At 56.1% G+C, this 15,047-nt stretch carries 14 protein-coding genes; 7 read left to right on the top strand and 7 right to left on the bottom strand.

The genetic code is table 11. The features are described 5' to 3' along the window. The first annotated feature begins 71 nt into the window (after positions 1 to 71). The 3 genes from ubiA to phoR all read left to right on the top strand — a co-directional run bounded on the left by ubiA (position 72) and on the right by phoR (position 3,375). On the top strand, positions 72 to 944 hold the full coding sequence (gene ubiA, locus Y017_RS13605) for a 4-hydroxybenzoate octaprenyltransferase (RefSeq protein ID WP_011587462.1): 873 nt from the start codon (positions 72 to 74) through the stop codon (positions 942 to 944). 325 nt (positions 945 to 1,269) lie between these two features. Further along, the gene (gene phoB, locus Y017_RS13600; RefSeq protein WP_011587463.1) at positions 1,270 to 1,974 is read left to right on the top strand and encodes a phosphate regulon transcriptional regulator PhoB; all 705 of its coding nucleotides are present in this window, start codon (positions 1,270 to 1,272) and stop codon (positions 1,972 to 1,974) included. 90 nt (positions 1,975 to 2,064) lie between these two features. Further along, positions 2,065 to 3,375 (top strand): phosphate regulon sensor histidine kinase PhoR, encoded by a 1,311-nt coding sequence (phoR, locus tag Y017_RS13595; protein ID WP_011587464.1) that lies wholly within the window; start codon positions 2,065 to 2,067, stop codon positions 3,373 to 3,375. Positions 3,376 to 3,561: 186 nt separating this feature from the next. Here phoR and recG read toward each other — a convergent pair whose 3' ends face one another. Both recG and Y017_RS13585 read right to left on the bottom strand, forming a co-directional pair. Continuing rightward, positions 3,562 to 5,673, bottom strand: a complete 2,112-nt coding sequence (gene recG, locus Y017_RS13590) for an ATP-dependent DNA helicase RecG (RefSeq protein ID WP_035461485.1) — start codon at positions 5,671 to 5,673, stop codon at positions 3,562 to 3,564. Between the two features lie 120 nt (positions 5,674 to 5,793). Continuing rightward, positions 5,794 to 6,696 carry a hydrogen peroxide-inducible genes activator gene (locus Y017_RS13585; RefSeq protein WP_035461615.1) on the bottom strand — a complete coding sequence of 301 codons (903 nt, stop codon included), beginning with the start codon at positions 6,694 to 6,696 and terminating at the stop codon, positions 5,794 to 5,796. Positions 6,697 to 6,833: 137 nt separating this feature from the next. On the opposite strand from Y017_RS13585, the gene Y017_RS13580 reads away from it, so the two are divergent. From Y017_RS13580 to Y017_RS13565, 4 genes are all read left to right on the top strand, one after another. Then, positions 6,834 to 7,661, top strand: a complete 828-nt coding sequence (locus Y017_RS13580; protein ID WP_035461483.1) for an NAD-dependent epimerase/dehydratase family protein — start codon at positions 6,834 to 6,836, stop codon at positions 7,659 to 7,661. Positions 7,662 to 8,037: 376 nt separating this feature from the next. Beyond that, positions 8,038 to 8,529, top strand: a complete 492-nt coding sequence (gene purE, locus Y017_RS13575; protein ID WP_011587468.1) for a 5-(carboxyamino)imidazole ribonucleotide mutase — start codon at positions 8,038 to 8,040, stop codon at positions 8,527 to 8,529. A 44-nt stretch (positions 8,530 to 8,573) separates the two neighbouring features. Beyond that, positions 8,574 to 9,680 carry an ATP-grasp domain-containing protein gene (locus tag Y017_RS13570; protein WP_011587469.1) on the top strand — a complete coding sequence of 369 codons (1,107 nt, stop codon included), beginning with the start codon at positions 8,574 to 8,576 and terminating at the stop codon, positions 9,678 to 9,680. Between the two features lie 118 nt (positions 9,681 to 9,798). Next, positions 9,799 to 10,377 (top strand): TVP38/TMEM64 family protein, encoded by a 579-nt coding sequence (locus tag Y017_RS13565; RefSeq protein ID WP_035461613.1) that lies wholly within the window; start codon positions 9,799 to 9,801, stop codon positions 10,375 to 10,377. 97 nt (positions 10,378 to 10,474) lie between these two features. On the opposite strand, the gene Y017_RS13560 is transcribed toward Y017_RS13565, so the two are convergent. The 5 genes from Y017_RS13560 to gmk all read right to left on the bottom strand — a co-directional run bounded on the left by Y017_RS13560 (position 10,475) and on the right by gmk (position 15,000). Continuing rightward, positions 10,475 to 10,711 (bottom strand): DUF2789 domain-containing protein, encoded by a 237-nt coding sequence (locus Y017_RS13560; RefSeq protein WP_011587471.1) that lies wholly within the window; start codon positions 10,709 to 10,711, stop codon positions 10,475 to 10,477. 179 nt (positions 10,712 to 10,890) lie between these two features. Continuing rightward, positions 10,891 to 11,277 carry a RidA family protein gene (locus Y017_RS13555; protein WP_011587472.1) on the bottom strand — a complete coding sequence of 129 codons (387 nt, stop codon included), beginning with the start codon at positions 11,275 to 11,277 and terminating at the stop codon, positions 10,891 to 10,893. A gap of 319 nt (positions 11,278 to 11,596) precedes the next feature. After that, on the bottom strand, positions 11,597 to 13,708 hold the full coding sequence (locus Y017_RS13550) for a bifunctional (p)ppGpp synthetase/guanosine-3',5'-bis(diphosphate) 3'-pyrophosphohydrolase (protein WP_035461481.1): 2,112 nt from the start codon (positions 13,706 to 13,708) through the stop codon (positions 11,597 to 11,599). 254 nt (positions 13,709 to 13,962) lie between these two features. Next, the gene (rpoZ, locus tag Y017_RS13545; RefSeq protein ID WP_011587474.1) at positions 13,963 to 14,226 is read right to left on the bottom strand and encodes a DNA-directed RNA polymerase subunit omega; all 264 of its coding nucleotides are present in this window, start codon (positions 14,224 to 14,226) and stop codon (positions 13,963 to 13,965) included. Between the two features lie 150 nt (positions 14,227 to 14,376). Next, positions 14,377 to 15,000, bottom strand: coding sequence for a guanylate kinase (gene gmk / locus Y017_RS13540; RefSeq protein WP_035461479.1), 624 nt, complete (start codon positions 14,998 to 15,000; stop codon positions 14,377 to 14,379). Between the last annotated feature and the right edge of the window lie 47 nt (positions 15,001 to 15,047).

Here is a 15,047-nt window from a genome sequence, read left to right as displayed (position 1 = left end):
CCTGGCTCGAGTCTTGAAACTTGTCGCTTGTCGTTTGAAACTCATCTTCGCCCTGACAACTCGGATGCCCCATGTTTGCCTTTGTTGAACAGCGTTACCCGACTCTCTGGCCCTACATTCAGTTAATGCGCCTTGATCGCCCCATCGGCACGCTGTTGCTGCTATGGCCCACGCTGTGGGCGGTATGGATTGCTGGGGCCGGTACGCCGAGCCTGACCGTTATTGTGGTTTTCTTTCTGGGCGTGGTGATCATGCGGGCGGCGGGGTGTGTGATTAATGACTTTGCCGATCGGAATTTCGATGGCGACGTAGAACGTACTCAGGGACGTCCGCTGGCCACCGGTGCACTCAGCGCCAAACAGGCTCTGGCCCTGTTTGGCGGCTTAGGTCTATTGGCTTTTGGGCTAGTGCTGTTTCTCAATGAGCTGACCTTTTGGCTGTCTTTCGGCGGCTTGGGCCTTGCAGTGCTTTATCCCTTTACCAAGCGTTTCACTTTTATGCCGCAGCTTTTCTTGGGCGCTGCCTTCAGCTGGGCCATCCCCATGGCGTTTGCCGCTGAAACCGGTGAAGTGCCGGAAATCGCTTGGCTGCTGTACGTGGCCAATGTGCTGTGGACGGTGGCCTACGACACTGAATACGCTATGTGTGACCGTGAAGATGACCTGAAACTAGGCATCAAAAGCACCGCCATCCTGTTTGGCGATGCCGACCGCCTGATGATCGCCATCCTTCAAGCCCTGACACTATTGGCATTGATTATGGTCGGCCACCGGCTGGGTTTTTCCTGGCCCTGGTACGCTGGTTTGGTTGGAATGAGCCTTAGCTTTGCCTTTCAGCACAGCTTGATCCGCTACCGTGAACGCTGGCCCAGCTTTCACGCATTTCTGAATAATCATTGGGCCGGAGCATGCGTGTTTATCGGGTTGTATTTTCAGTATTTTTGAATCGCTACAAGTCCCCTATAGCGGGGGTGTCTTAGAGTGCCACCTAATGGTGTTCGGCGCCGCGATTCAAGGGGGACGAAAGGGATAATTCGGTCCACCTGAGCGGCTAATCGAGGGCATATTATTACCGTATCTTAAGGCCTGGCGTGTGTTGTCGTTTGTGGCTTGGGGCTGTCGCCAGATGGTTGCAGGCCTTCCGTTCGTCTTAACCTGCGTTGTTGCGTGGCGGGGCTCTATCTGTCATACACATGTCATAAAAAAGCAATCTAATAGATAACATCCCGAGCGGCACACGCCACTCACAAGACAGGCAAGGAAGGAAGCCATGTCCCGAAACCGTATATTGATTGTTGATGACGAGCCCGCTATTCGTGAGATGGTCGCCGTCGCCCTTGAACTGGCCGATTTCGATGTGCTGGAGGCAGAGAATGCCCAACGTGGCCATGAGATCATCGTCGATGAGCGCCCGGATCTGGTGCTGCTGGATTGGATGCTGCCGTCGGTCACGGGTATCGAACTGGCCCGCCGGCTGAAGCGTGATGAGACTACCAACGAGGTGCCCATCATCATGCTCACTGCGAAAAGCGAAGAAGATAACAAGATTCAAGGGCTGGACGTTGGCGCCGATGATTACATCACCAAACCCTTCTCCACTCGTGAACTAATCTCCCGCATTAAAGCCGTGCTGCGGCGCGCGTCTAGTGTCGCGGCGGAAAAGGCCATTGAAGTAGAAGGTCTGTGCCTGGACCCGGTGAGTCACCGCATTAGCGCCAACGATTCTCCCGTGGACATGGGGCCCACCGAATACAGGCTGTTGGAATTTTTCATGAGCCACCAAGAGCGGGCCTATTCGCGCACCCAGCTACTGGACCAAGTATGGGGTGCTAACGTCTATGTGGAAGACCGTACCATCGACGTGCATATCCGCCGTCTGCGTAAGGCGCTGGCTCCCTTCGGCTACGATCGTTTTATTCAGACCGTGCGCGGTACCGGCTACCGGTTTTCAGTGAAATCGGCCAAGGCAGGTTGAGACGGCAGGCATGCGGCTGCCTATACTAGGCAGCGCCGTCGCCCCCCCCCGATACCGGCTAACGAGCAAAGTAATTGCGGTGGAATACCCATGAAAGCCAGCTTGGCCAAGGAAGTTAATCGCATTGCCGGCCTGATATTTCTGGCCGCTCTGGCTGCCCTGGCAGTGGGCCACACTTGGCCACTGCTGGTAGGGCTGGGGGGCTATATTATTTGGAGCACCCGGCAACTGTTCGCCCTGTACAGCTGGCTGGTGCGCGACGATCATACCGAGCCACCAGACAGTATCGGGCTGTGGGGTGAGTTTTATACCCGCCTTGAGCACTTGTTCCAAAAAGAACGTCGCGCCCAGGAAAACCTGCAAGGCATCATCCACCGCGCCCAACAGTCAGTGAACGCCCTTGACGATGTAGTCATCCTCATCGACCAACACGGTTATCTGGAATATTGGAACCATGCCGCCGAACGTGCCATGGGCTTTAATGCGAGCCAAGATCTGGGCCAGCCACTGACAAACCTGATCCGCCATCCTCGGTTTACCGGTTATCTAAGCAAAGGGGATTTTCAGGACCCGCTGGAAATCCCTTCACCGGTGAATGACAACCGTATCCTGCAGTTCCGCGTAACTGAGTTTGGTATCGGCGAACAATTATTGATTGCTCGTGACGTTACGCGGCTGCATCACTTGGAACAAATGCGCAAAGATTTTGTAGCCAATGTGAGCCATGAATTAAAGACGCCGCTTACCGTGCTCAAAGGCTACCTGGAAACCCTGCTCGATACCCTCCCGGAAGAACAGGCCCGTCTGCGTCGCGCATTGATGCAAATGGACAATCAATCCAACCGCATGGAAGCCCTAGTCGCCGATTTGTTATTACTGGCCCGATTAGAAGGAACGGAAGCTGACAGTGTACGTCAGGCGGTACCCGTTCATGGCATGCTTAATCGGATGAAAGAAAATGCGTTGGCTATAGGCAGCGACAAGGATCACCAGATCGAGCTGGATGTTCCTCTCGACGCACGCTTGATCGCCAATCCGGCTGAACTGGAAAGTGCCTTCGGCAATCTGATTACCAATGCAGTGAAATATACGCCGGCCAACGGCACCATCCGTATCCGTTGGTGGCAAGATTCTTGCGGCGCGCACTTTTCTGTCACAGACAACGGGATTGGCATCGACCCCGCCCACATCCCGCGCTTAACGGAACGTTTTTACCGGCCAGACAATAGCCGCGTTACAGAAACCGGGGGCACCGGCCTGGGCCTCGCCATCGTTAAACACGTAATGATTCGCCATGATGGGCGCTTGGAAATCGTCAGCGAACTGAGCAAGGGCAGCACCTTTACCTGTCATTTCCCGGCGGAGCGGCTGGTTAGCAAGCCAACGGCAGTGGCGGGTTGAATTTCAGGTTCAAGAGGTGTGTTTCTAGCCGGCTGTTGAAATCTCTTTTGTCAGGACGTTCTCAACATTATTGTTTTCGAGAATGGTATGTTTTGGCTTCGGTTTTTTTGCTTTATAAAAAGGAGCAAGACCCCTTTGTCATTCCCCGGTGACAACGCCCCTGATCTTGGGGATTCTTCGTTTGTGTCAGATGTCGGCAAAGTTCTGCCCGCCCTTTAGCCAGCGACGTAACAGGGGGTCGATCCACTGTGGGTAGTCTTGCATTAGTTTGTTGGCGATCTCTTTGGCGGGCTCCATTAACGCTTCATCACGAACCAGATCGGCGATGCGAAAGGCCAGGTCGCCGGTCTGGCGAGTGCCCAGCCATTCGCCGGGTCCACGTAGTTTCAAATCTTCTTCGGCAATAACAAAACCGTCGGTGGTATCGCGCATTACCGCCAGGCGTCGCTTGCCAGTATGCGATAGAGGGTTTTTGTATAGCAGTAAACAGTAGCTTTGCTCGGCTCCACGGCCTACGCGACCGCGTAACTGGTGTAACTGCGCGAGGCCCAACCGTTCGGCGTTTTCCATTACCATGAGGGTGGCGTTGGGTACATCCACGCCCACTTCGATGACGGTGGTGGCAATCAGCAATTGCGCTTCTCCCCGCGAAAAACGTGCCATACGCTCGGCTTTTTCTTTCGCCTTCATGCGCCCGTGTACCAGCTCCACCTTCAGCTCCGGCAAGGCGATCTGTAATTCCGCAAATGTTGCTTCCGCTGCCTGAGCCTGCAGTTCTTCAGACTCCTCAATTAAAGTGCAGACCCAGTAGGCCTGAGTGTTTTTCTTTTTAGCAGAGGGACGGCAGGCATCGTTAATGCGTTCGATTACTTGGGGGCGTCGGCTCTCGGGAAGCACCAAGGTGTCGATGGGCTTGCGGCCCGGTGGCATTTCGTCGATCACGGATGTGTCCAGATCGCTATAGACGCTCATGGCCAGGGTGCGGGGAATGGGCGTGGCGGTGAGGACTAATTGGTGGGGAACCTGAATGCCATGGGCGTTATCCTCGCGCCCTTTTTCACGCAGGGCCAGCCGCTGCTGCACACCGAAGCGGTGCTGCTCATCAATGATGGTGAGCCCAAGGCGATGGAACTGTACGGCCTCCTGAAACAAAGCATGGGTGCCGACCACGATGTGCGCACTGCCATCGGCTAGCGCTGCGTTGGTTTCCCGGCGGGCTTTTACGCCGAGGCTGCCCGCCAGCCAGTGTACTTTTATACCCAGTGGCGCCAGCCAGTGGTGGAAGTTTTCTCGATGCTGTTCCGCCAGCAGCTCCGTAGGTGCCATTAACGCGACCTGATAGCCGGACTCAATGGCGGCAAGGGCGGCGGCGGCGGCTACCAGGGTTTTGCCTGAGCCCACATCGCCTTGTACCAGACGTAACATGGGGTGGGCTTGTTTCATGTCGCCCATCAGCTCACCGATGACTCGTTTTTGGGCGCCAGTGAGGTTAAAGGGTAGGCTGTCCTGTAGTTTTTCAAACAGTGTCTGCCCGCCAAGGCGCGGGGCATGGAAGGCTTTCTGTCCGGCGCGTTTTTGCAGCATGCCTAATTGGTGAGCCACCATTTCTTCCATCACCAGCCGTTTTACTGCCGGATGTTTGCCTTCCAGCAGTAAGTTCACCGGGTCATCTGGTCGTGGATTATGCAGTTTGCTCAAGGCGTCGGCTAAGCTGGGCAGGCCGCTCTGATCCAGCAGTTGGGCAGGAATCAGCTCTTGGGGAGGGTGCGCCTGTAGGTATTTCAGGGCCTGCCCGGTGAGGTTGCGCAGGGTTTTCTGACTGACACCGTCGGTGGTGGGGTAGACCGGGGTCAATGCTTTTTCCAGTGGCGGCAGGCCGCTGTCAGCATAATCTAGCTGGTATTCTGGATGATAAAATTCCAGCCCGGCGGAACCAGGACGGGGCTCGCCATAGACGCGAATAGTCCGCCCGCGCTCTAGGGTGTTCTTCTGTGCTGCGCTGAAATGGTAGAAACGCAGCGTCACCATGCCGGTGCCGTCAGCCACTTTGCAAAGCAGGGAGCGACGTCGGCCAAATATCACATCGGCGGCCATTACTTGACCCTCGATGACCACGCCGGTTTCCGGGCGCAGGCTGCCGATGGGGGAAATGCGAGTGCGGTCTTCGTAACGGAACGGTAGGTGGAAGAGCAGATCTTCTAGGTTATGCAGGCCCAGCTTGGCCAGTTTTTCCGCAGCGGCGGGGCCGACGCCCTTGAGGCGGCTCAGGGGTAGGCTGGAGAGGGAGTCACCGGCCATGATGTTAGGTCGCCATAACCGCACCTGTTGAGGTGCAGAGGGTGCTTGGAGGCGTGCCGGCAAGTCGGTTCGCATCGCTACAGGAGCTCTTACAGGGAAAAACCGGCCTGTTCATCGTTGTTATCCTGACAATCCTTCCTTGGGTACGGCCTGTCGCAATACTTCGATTGCTTTGGGGCGTGGGAAGCTATCGCGCCAAACTAGCGCGATGGTCCGCGAGGGCACTGGTTCTTCAAATGGACGAACCGCAAAAGTGTGCTTGTCGTATCCATGTTGGTGCAAGGCAGAATTGGGCAGCACGGTGATGCCCAGGCCGCCCGCGACCATATGCCGCAAAGTCTCTAGCGAGCCGCCTTCGATTTGCACCAGGTTGCGTTGGTGTTGAGAATCGATGGCGGGACACAGTTCCAGTACTTGGTCGCGGAAACAGTGGCCTTCACCGAGCAATAGCAGAGTCTCGCTAAGCAGCTGTTCAGGTGCAATTTTCTTTTGCTTGGTCCAGGGGTGGTCTGCCGGTAGCAATACCGAAAAAGACTCCTCGTACATGCGCGCACGCACCAAACCACCACCGGAGAATGGCAGGGCAACGATGATGGCGTCCAGCTCGCCGTGCTCTAACTTGCGCCGCAATACGTGGGTGTAATTCTCTTCGATAAATAGCGGCATTTCCGCTGCGGCTTTGCGGACCCGCGGCACCATGGTGGGAAAGAGATATGGGGCAACGGTAAAGATTGCGCCAACCCGCAGCGGTGAGCCAAGCTGATCGCGCTGGCTCATTGCCATCTGGGAAAGTAGGTCCGCCTGCTCCAGCACGCGCTGGGCTTGCGCGATAATGGGTTCGGCCTGAGGCGTAACCACCACTTCCCGGGGGCGGCGCTCGAACAGTGGCATGCCCAGCTGCTCTTCCAGTTTTTTAATGGCAGCACTCAGGGTTGGCTGGCTTACGTTGCAGGCTTGGGCCGCGTGGCCAAAGTGGCGTTCCCGGGCTAAGGCGACCAGATAGCGAAGTTCTGTTAATGTCATGGCATTGATACGCTTATTCGATTGAATACCATTGTGCATATTAACGGCGTCGTACGCTAGGTGCCGGATGACTAACGTAAGAACAGCCTGCGTTCGCCATCCGGCATCGGGTTACTGGCGGTACGCAAGGAGCCTTCATGTCTCATATTTTGATTGCCGGTCTGGGTGACCTAGGCAGCGGCTTGGCCAAACAATTAATCGTAGACGGGCATCGCATCAGTGCCATTCGCCGCGGTGAACAGGCGCCGGGTGGAGTGGAATTGTATAGCCAAGATTTGACTGTAGGGGTGGCCATGCTACCGCCGGATCCGGTGGATTTACTTGTCATCATCATGACTCCGAGCGAGTACAGTGAAGAAGGGTATTTGCAGGCCTATGTACGGGCGCCGCTAATGTTATTGGATGCTCTGGAAGGCCAGCAGCCGCTGTCCCCGGTAGTGTTTGTCTCCAGTAGCGCGGTGTTTGGCGACGTGGAAGGGGTGGTCAATGAGCTAACCCCTCCTCGTCCGAGCCGCTATAACGGCAAGGTGCTGCTCGCGGCGGAAGAGGAAATTAGCACTCGTAGTCTGAGTACTGTGGTGCGCTTTACCGGTATTTACGGGCCGGGACGATATCGGCAGATCGACAAGGCAGCCAGATTGGCCCGTGGCGAAGAAAGTCTACCTGCCCCCCAGTGGACCAATCGGATCCACCGTGACGATTGCGTGGGGCTACTGCGTAGCGTGGTGCTAGGCTGGCTGGGTGGCCATGAAATGCCACCGTTGGTGATTGGCACCGATGCGGTGGGCGGCCGTAATCTGGATGTATTGGAATGGTTGGCAGACCAGCAAGGGTTGACCTTGGCGGTGCCGGATGAACCGGCAGTGGGCAAGCAGGTGACGAGCCTATATATCCAGCAGGGCCATTACACCCTGCAATATCCCGGCTATCAGGACGGCTATGCTCAGGTGTTGGCAGGGAGGTAAGCGGCCACATGACTTTATCCTTGAGTGAATCCAATGCAGTGTCTGCGCATCATTTCTTATTCGGGATGATGCGGCGGCGGCATTTCAAATAATGATCATGGCCCGTTTTGTTTTGTGGGTTGTCGCTTACGCCTCTGTTCTGTAATTGAAGGGAGTTGCGTGGGCAGGCGGCAAGGGCAGAAGCGCATTCCCAACCAAATCACGCTAAAATCGCCATCTGTCGGCTGAGAGCTTCATCGTCGATCATTTTTTCGTCGATAGACTTGCCTCCGGCGCTGGCATTAGTAAAGTGTGCGCCTCAATTTTTTCTGTGTTGGCGTGGCTTGGTTCTGATGCGCCCGCAAAAGCCTGTAATGGGCGCAATGGAGTAATGCGAATGAGCACGCCGGTTGCCGTGGTAATGGGCTCCCAATCTGACTGGGAAACCATGAAAGAAGCCTGTGACGCCCTGACCCATTTCAATGTGGGCTGGAAAGCCGAGGTGGTTTCGGCCCATCGCACGCCCCAGCGCATGTATGATTTTGCCAAAAGCGCCCATGAAAATGGCTACAAGGTGATCATTGCCGGTGCCGGCGGTGCGGCCCATTTGCCCGGTATGATTGCGTCTTTGACCCCGCTGCCGGTGCTGGGTGTGCCGGTGAAAAGCCGCACGCTATCCGGTTGGGATAGCCTGCTGTCTATCGTGCAAATGCCCAAAGGCGTGGCGGTGGGTACGTTGGCCATTGGCGCGGCGGGGGCCTGGAATGCGGGCCTGTTAGCTTCGCAGATGCTGGCGACGGAAAATCCGGCGTTGTTGCAGGCGATTGCCGACTGGAAAGCCACCCGTGCGGATGAAGTGTTGGCCAATGCCGAGCTGGGGCAGGGTTAACTCCCTGCGCTGCTCCTTTCCTTGTTTGCTCTGACGGATCTGCTATGAATCGCGTACTTGTTCTCGGTGGTGGCCAGCTTGGCTTGATGATGGCAGAAGCTGCGGCCCGTTTGGGTCTAGTGGTAGACCGTTACGATCCCGAGCGGGCGCTGCTGTTGCCGGGTACTTCTGATTTGGCTGTGCCGATTAGTTGGGAAGAGTGCCAAGAGCGCTACCCGGTGATCACCGTGGAACGTGAAGCGTTTCCAGAAACCGGTTTCTCCGCTGAATTAGCCCAGAGTGATCGTTGTGTAGCGCGCGGGGCCCTGCAGGTCATTCCCGATCGATTTACCCAGAAAACCATGTTGGACAAGCTGGGCATTCCCACTGCCCCTTGGGTAATGCTGGACCAGGCTGAAGATTTGCCTCGTGCGGTGGCGGACTTTGGTGGTGTAGTGGTAAAAGCCCGCAGTGGCGGTTATGACGGGCGGGGCACCTGGATCGTCGGCGAAGGTGGTGATTTGAGTGCAGTGCCTGCTGTTGAGTTGGCTGGCAAAGCGATTGTAGAACAGAAAATTCCGTTCCGCCGCGAGCTGTCCATTGTCGGCGCGCGCAGTATTACCGGCGAAACATTGTTCTACCCGTTGACCCGAAACTGGCATGTGGATGGTATTCTGCGCTTGAGTCTGGCACCGGCGAATGCCTGTTCCGATCTGCAGGCGCCGGCGGAAATAATGCTCAAGTGCATTATGGAAGAGTTGGATTATGCCGGCGTCATGGCGGTGGAGTTTTTTGAAGTGGATGGCCAGCTGATGGTCAACGAAATTGCCCCGCGGGTACATAACTCCGGGCACTGGACCCATGAAGGTGCGGATTGGTCTCAGTTTGACCTACACGTTCATGCTTTGGCCGGCGTACCGCTCCATGCTCTGAATGTGCATGGCTCGTCTGCCATGGTAAATCTGATCGGTACTCCATTTGAAAACGCCTGGCTCCAGCATCCGGGTGTGGTGCACTGGTATGGTAAAAGTGTGCGTCCGGGCCGCAAGGTGGGCCATGCTAATCTCGCGGCCTCCTCTCTGGACGATTTGCGCCAGGGGCTTGATGCCTGGGCTGATGTCCTGCCGGAGGGGTATCAGCAGGTGCTGGATTCCGAGCGGGCTCTGGGCTGAAAAACCAAGATCTCAGCTTCAGCGTGAAGCTGGGAATCAATAGCGTTTTACTCCTTCACGCTCTTCCCCGTCTGTAATGATTTACACTGAATTACTGACCCTTTCTGGAATTGTTGCTGTGGCGCTTTCTTTTTCACTCGCTCGCTATCGCCGTTTGATTATGTTGGTCGTGATATTGGCGCTGGTGTTGATAACGGTGGAGCTGTCAGGGTTGCGTGAGCAGATGTCAGTGTCGTTTCTGCGGGCGCAGCTTGAAGCCAACCCGGTGAGCGGGTTTATCGCTTTTGTTGTGGTTTTCGTGATTGGTAATCTTATACAGCTACCGGGCTGGATTTTCTTGGCGGCGGCCATTTTGGCTCTGGGTACGGTGATGGGCGGGCTAGCAACCTATGTGGCAGCGTGCATTTCTTGTCTGGCAACCTATGTGCTGGTGCGTGGGCTTGGGGGGAGTGCGTTGCGCGACATTCAGAACCCTTTCGCTAGGCAAATTCTGGCACGCTTGGACAGCCACCCAATACGCAGTGTCGCCTTGTTGCGTTTACTATTTCAGACGATGCCTGCGCTTAATTACACGCTGTCGCTCAGCGGAGTAAAATTACGTCACTACATGCTGGGTACTGTGATTGGGCTACCGGTGCCCCTGCTGCTCTACTGTCTATTCTTTGATCGAATACTGTTGCTACTGCCGATTGACTAGTGGCAATCGTCAACACGGTGTAGCACCGGGGAAGGGGCTTTTAAGCTTGCCTTACCTAGCAGAACTGCACACCTAAGGAATCTCCGCTGGGCTACTATCAGTGCCTTAACAGCGCGCTGAGGGTATCTACGGTCTCTGCCCACTCTGCGTCTTCGCGAACCGCTTCGACGAGAAACTTTGACTGGGATTCGTTCCAGAAAGGGGCCTGGTGTAGGTGCATGCTGTCGGCGAGCGTGCCGCCATGCTGGTGGATGAAATCTTCGATGTCGTGGTCGCTGCTGGCGAGCCCGAGCTGATCAAACAAGGTGTTGAGGTCGCGGGTCGCGGTATCCATATCGCTCTCCCTAGATGTTGCCCGATTAACGAAAACGGGCGTTGGCCCGCTGACCGTTTTTACTATGCTGCGCTTTTTGAAACGTACTGTCTCCCCCTCCTTTCGGAGGGGGTGAGCTAACAAAAACGCTCGTAATGGGCGAGCGTGTGCGTGGCATAGTAGTGTGTTCAGCAGGGGGGCTAGGCGATATCCAGGATGCCGTCCATTTCCACGCCAGCGCCCTTGGGTAGTGCGGCCACACCGATGGCTGCTCGGGCCGGATAGGGCTGGCTAAAATGTCGTGCCATCACTTCATTGACAAGCGCAAAGTGGCTCAGGTCGGTGAGGAAGATATTGAGTTTTACGATATCCTGCAGGCTGCCTCCGGCTGCTTCGCAGACGGCTGTCAGATTGCTAAACACCTGCTCAATCTGCGCTTCCATGTCCCCATCAATCAGTTCCATCGTGTCTGGTACCAGTGGAATTTGGCCTGATAGGTAAACGGTGGGGCCAGCCTTGATGGCCTGGGAATAGGTGCCAATGGCTTGTGGGGCCTTGTCGGTGCTGATTACAGAATGGTTGGACATGGTCTGAATCTTCAATAGTTGAGCTGTTGGCTGGATGCCATTGAGCGAGCAGAATAATTTAAGGCCGTTATGCTTGCATGGGATGCCCTGAGGCGCAACCAAAAGAGCGTTAGAGGATAGCACCGAGTCAAGTTGGTGCGAACGTACAGGTAAACTGCTTGTCCGCTCTCAAAGTGAGACCGCCTCCATATTATCGTTCATGCCACAAGGACGTTGCCTGTGATGAGGTGGGAGGCCTCGGTAACCGTCAGAACGCTCCGAACTATCAGCGCGTAATAGGGAGCGTTTGAGTATGCTCAGCTCTTGCGAGAAGCGTTTCTTAAAGCCGGTGAATTCTTACTATGCTGTCTAGGGTGCGTAGTTTTTTGATGATGCGCGCTAGGTGGATCCGATCTTTTACGGTCATGGTCACATTGAGAATGGTGAGGGTGGGGTCTTTCTCAGCCATGTCGATGGTGTCGATGTTGGAACCCAGTTCCGACACGCTGTTGGCCAGGATGGCGAGCACGCCGCGCTTGTTGATTAGCTCGATACGCAGGGTGGCAGTGAATTCCTGTTCCACCTGTTTATCCCAACGCAAGGCAATGCATTTCTCCGGGGCGTTACGCATTTCCGCCAGCAGGTTTTTGCAGGTGTCACGGTGGACTACGATGCCGCGCCCGGCGCTAAGGTGGCCGATGATGGTGTCGCCGGGTAAAGGGCAGCAACACTTCGCGTAGCTGACCATCAGGCCTTCGCTGCCGCGGATGGCTAGTGGGCGTCGGTCCTCTTCGTGCTGGCGTTCGTCGTCATCGCGGGCGCCGGCAAGTTTGCGCGCGACCAGTGGCGCTAGGCGATTGCCCATGCCGATATCTTCTAGTAGGCCATCCAGCTCCACATAACCGTTACCGGCCAGTTCACTGACCACGCGGCCGATAGGCAAATCATCCATGCCGATCTCGTAGGAATGCAGGGCTTTTTCCAATAGCCGTTGGCCCAACTCGACCGCATCTTCGCGGCGTTGATTCTTGAGAAAATGGCGAATGTTGGTGCGTGCCTTGCCAGTAACTACGAAGTTCAACCATGCTGGGTTTGGCGTGGCGCTGGGTGCGGTGATGATTTTGACGGTCTGCCCGGACTCCAGTGGTGTGGACAAAGCGGCAAGCTTGCCATCGATACGTGCTGCGACGCATTTGTTACCCACTTTGGTGTGCACCGCGTAGGCGAAGTCCACGGCTGTGGCACCGGCGGGGAGTTCCTTGATATCCCCCTTGGGGGTGAACACATAGGCTTCGTCCGGGAATAGGTCCACCTTCACATTTTCGATGAACTCCATGGAATTGCCGGTTTTTTGCTGCAGCTCAAGTAACCGTTGCATCCAGCTCTGGGTGCGGCTGTGGGTGGGCGAGCCAGGCTCGTCATCGGACTTGTAAAGCCAATGGGCGGCGATTCCATTGTTAGCCATGGCTTCCATTTCTTCGGTACGAATCTGCATTTCCAGCGGGATCCCGGAGCGAGCCTTCAGCGTGGTGTGCAGGGACTGGTAGCCATTGGCCTTAGGGATGGCAATATAGTCTTTAAAGCGCCCAGGAATCGGGGTGAAGTAGTTGTGTGCGGCGCCAAGCACGCGGTAGCAGGTATCTACCCGGTCCACGATGATACGAAAACCGAACACATCCATGATATCCACGAACGGTTTGTGCTGCTCTTTCATTTTGCAGTAAATGCTGAACAGGTGCTTCTCGCGGCCCAGCACGCGTGCTTCGATGCCTTCCTCTTCTAGGCAATGCTCGAGGCTAGTCTTGATGGTGGAGAGGATTTCCTTGCGGTTGCCGCGAGCCTTCTTAACAGCCTGCCCAATCAGCTTGGCTCGCATGGGGTAGATGGCGTGAAAGGCCAGGTCTTCGTATTCAACCCGCATGTTGTACATGCCCAAGCGGAAGGCGATGGGGGCGTACAGCTCTATGGTTTCGGTGGCGATACGGCGACGCTTTTCCGCGCGCATTACATGCAGGGTGCGCATGTTGTGCAGGCGGTCGGCCAGCTTGATAAGAATAACGCGGATATCCCGGGTCATGGCCAGCATCATCTTGCGCAGGTTTTCTGCCTGTTGCTCGGCCTTGGATTCGAACTTGATCTGGGCGATTTTGGAAACGCCATCGACCAGCTCGGCCACTTCCTCGCTGAACTCGTTTGCCAGCTGCTCCTTGCTGATGCCTGTGTCTTCGATTACGTCGTGCAGCATGGCCGCCATAAGCGAGGCATGGTCCATGTGCATGTCGGTAAGGATGTTTGCGACTGCCAGTGGATGGGTGATGTAGGGGTCGCCGGTGCGACGATACTGGCCCTCATGGGCTTGCTCGGCAAAATGGTAAGCGTGTACGACCTGGGCGATTTGATCATCGTCCAGATAACTACGTAACCGTTTTTCCAAATTATGAATGGTGGGCAAAAGGCCTCGTCACGCCCTTGGCGAGTAGCAGGTTCTAAGATGACTCTTAGCTTAGATTTGAGGGCGGGGTTTGTCTACGATAAGGCGGATAGCGACGAACTATTATTCGGCTGGGTAAAAACAATGGGGGATCGTAAAGAGTAATGGGGGCACCGTGTGCTGCCCACAAAAAAACGCAGAGGCTCTAATCTAAGCCTCTGCGTTTCTCTGTCTGCTTTTTGCTATCGCAATAAAACAGGGGGGGCGGGTACTTATTACTCGCCGAAAGACTGGGTCAGCAGCGCTAGCTCGTCCACGTCGGCACTGCGGTCCGCGATGGGGTTATCCACGGATTCAGCGGTGACGAGGCCTTCTGCGATTTCGCGCAGGGCGACAACGGTGGGTTTGTCGTTTTCCCAAGCTACACGTGGCTCTTTACCGCCGCTCTGCAATTGATGGGCGCGCTTGCCGGCAACCAGCACCAGCTCAAAGCGGTTATCCAGTTTTTCCAGGCAATCTTCTACGGTAACTCGTGCCATGTTGCTCTCCTGACAAGCTGACGAGGCGGGCTCGACATGAGCCCGCGCCGTCTGATAATTCGCAAGGAGGCGATTTTACGGGCTGAGGGCGGGGCAAGTCCAGTGCCGGCCGCCGAACGGCGGTGCCGTGGCAAGCGCGGCGCCGGGCGATCAGCGCCGGGCGAGCAGGTTCTGCAGGGTGGCGGCTTGGCGCGCGGCCTGTCGTGCTGTCACCAGCCGGCGAGCTTCGACAATGGCTTCCAGCTCATAAAGGGCACGCTGGAAGTCATCGTTGACCACCAGATAATCGAATTCTCCGTAGTGGCTCATCTCTTCTTGTGCGCCGTCTAGGCGTTGCTGAATAACCCTTTCGTCGTCGGTTTCCCGGCCGCGCAGGCGGCCAGCCAGTGCCTCCAGGGAGGGCGGAAGAATGAAGATGCTGACTGAATCCGGGAGCTGTTTGCGTATTTGGGTGGCGCCTTGCCAGTCAATCTCCAGAATGACATCGTCGCCGGTGCGCAGGGTCTGGGCTACCCAGTCAGCGCTGGTGCCGTAGAGATTGCCGAACACTTGCGCATGTTCCAGAAAACGACCCTGCTCCACCTGGCGCACAAAACAGTCGCGGTCGGTGAAGTGGTAGTTCACGCCGTCTTTTTCACCGGGGCGCATGGCCCGGGTGGTGTGCGAAATGGAAATGCGTACCTGGGCAAGCTTGTCGACCAGTGCGGCCACCAGGCTGGTTTTGCCGGCGCCGGACGGGGCGGAAATGATGTACAGCGTGCCTTTGTCGGCCATATTAAGGAATGTCCTGTTCGCGATCCTGGTAAAGCGCGCATTATAGG

This window comes from Alcanivorax sp. 97CO-5 (assembly GCF_000524665.1).
GTDB lineage: Bacteria > Pseudomonadota > Gammaproteobacteria > Pseudomonadales > Alcanivoracaceae > Alcanivorax > Alcanivorax borkumensis.
This window is presented reverse-complemented; position numbering and strand designations above follow the sequence as displayed.

Coding starts and splice junctions, on each gene's coding strand:
- phoR (WP_011587464.1), top strand. CDS start 2,065: ATGAAAGCCAGCTTGGCCAAGGAAGTTAATCGCATTGCCGGCCTGATA.
- Y017_RS13580 (WP_035461483.1), top strand. CDS start 6,834: ATGTCTCATATTTTGATTGCCGGTCTGGGTGACCTAGGCAGCGGCTTG.
- gmk (WP_035461479.1), bottom strand. CDS start 15,000: ATGGCCGACAAAGGCACGCTGTACATCATTTCCGCCCCGTCCGGCGCC.
- Y017_RS13585 (WP_035461615.1), bottom strand. CDS start 6,696: ATGACATTAACAGAACTTCGCTATCTGGTCGCCTTAGCCCGGGAACGC.
- Y017_RS13560 (WP_011587471.1), bottom strand. CDS start 10,711: ATGGATACCGCGACCCGCGACCTCAACACCTTGTTTGATCAGCTCGGG.
- recG (WP_035461485.1), bottom strand. CDS start 5,673: ATGGCCGGTGACTCCCTCTCCAGCCTACCCCTGAGCCGCCTCAAGGGC.
- Y017_RS13555 (WP_011587472.1), bottom strand. CDS start 11,277: ATGTCCAACCATTCTGTAATCAGCACCGACAAGGCCCCACAAGCCATT.
- Y017_RS13570 (WP_011587469.1), top strand. CDS start 8,574: ATGAATCGCGTACTTGTTCTCGGTGGTGGCCAGCTTGGCTTGATGATG.
- purE (WP_011587468.1), top strand. CDS start 8,038: ATGAGCACGCCGGTTGCCGTGGTAATGGGCTCCCAATCTGACTGGGAA.
- phoB (WP_011587463.1), top strand. CDS start 1,270: ATGTCCCGAAACCGTATATTGATTGTTGATGACGAGCCCGCTATTCGT.
- ubiA (WP_011587462.1), top strand. CDS start 72: ATGTTTGCCTTTGTTGAACAGCGTTACCCGACTCTCTGGCCCTACATT.
- rpoZ (WP_011587474.1), bottom strand. CDS start 14,226: ATGGCACGAGTTACCGTAGAAGATTGCCTGGAAAAACTGGATAACCGC.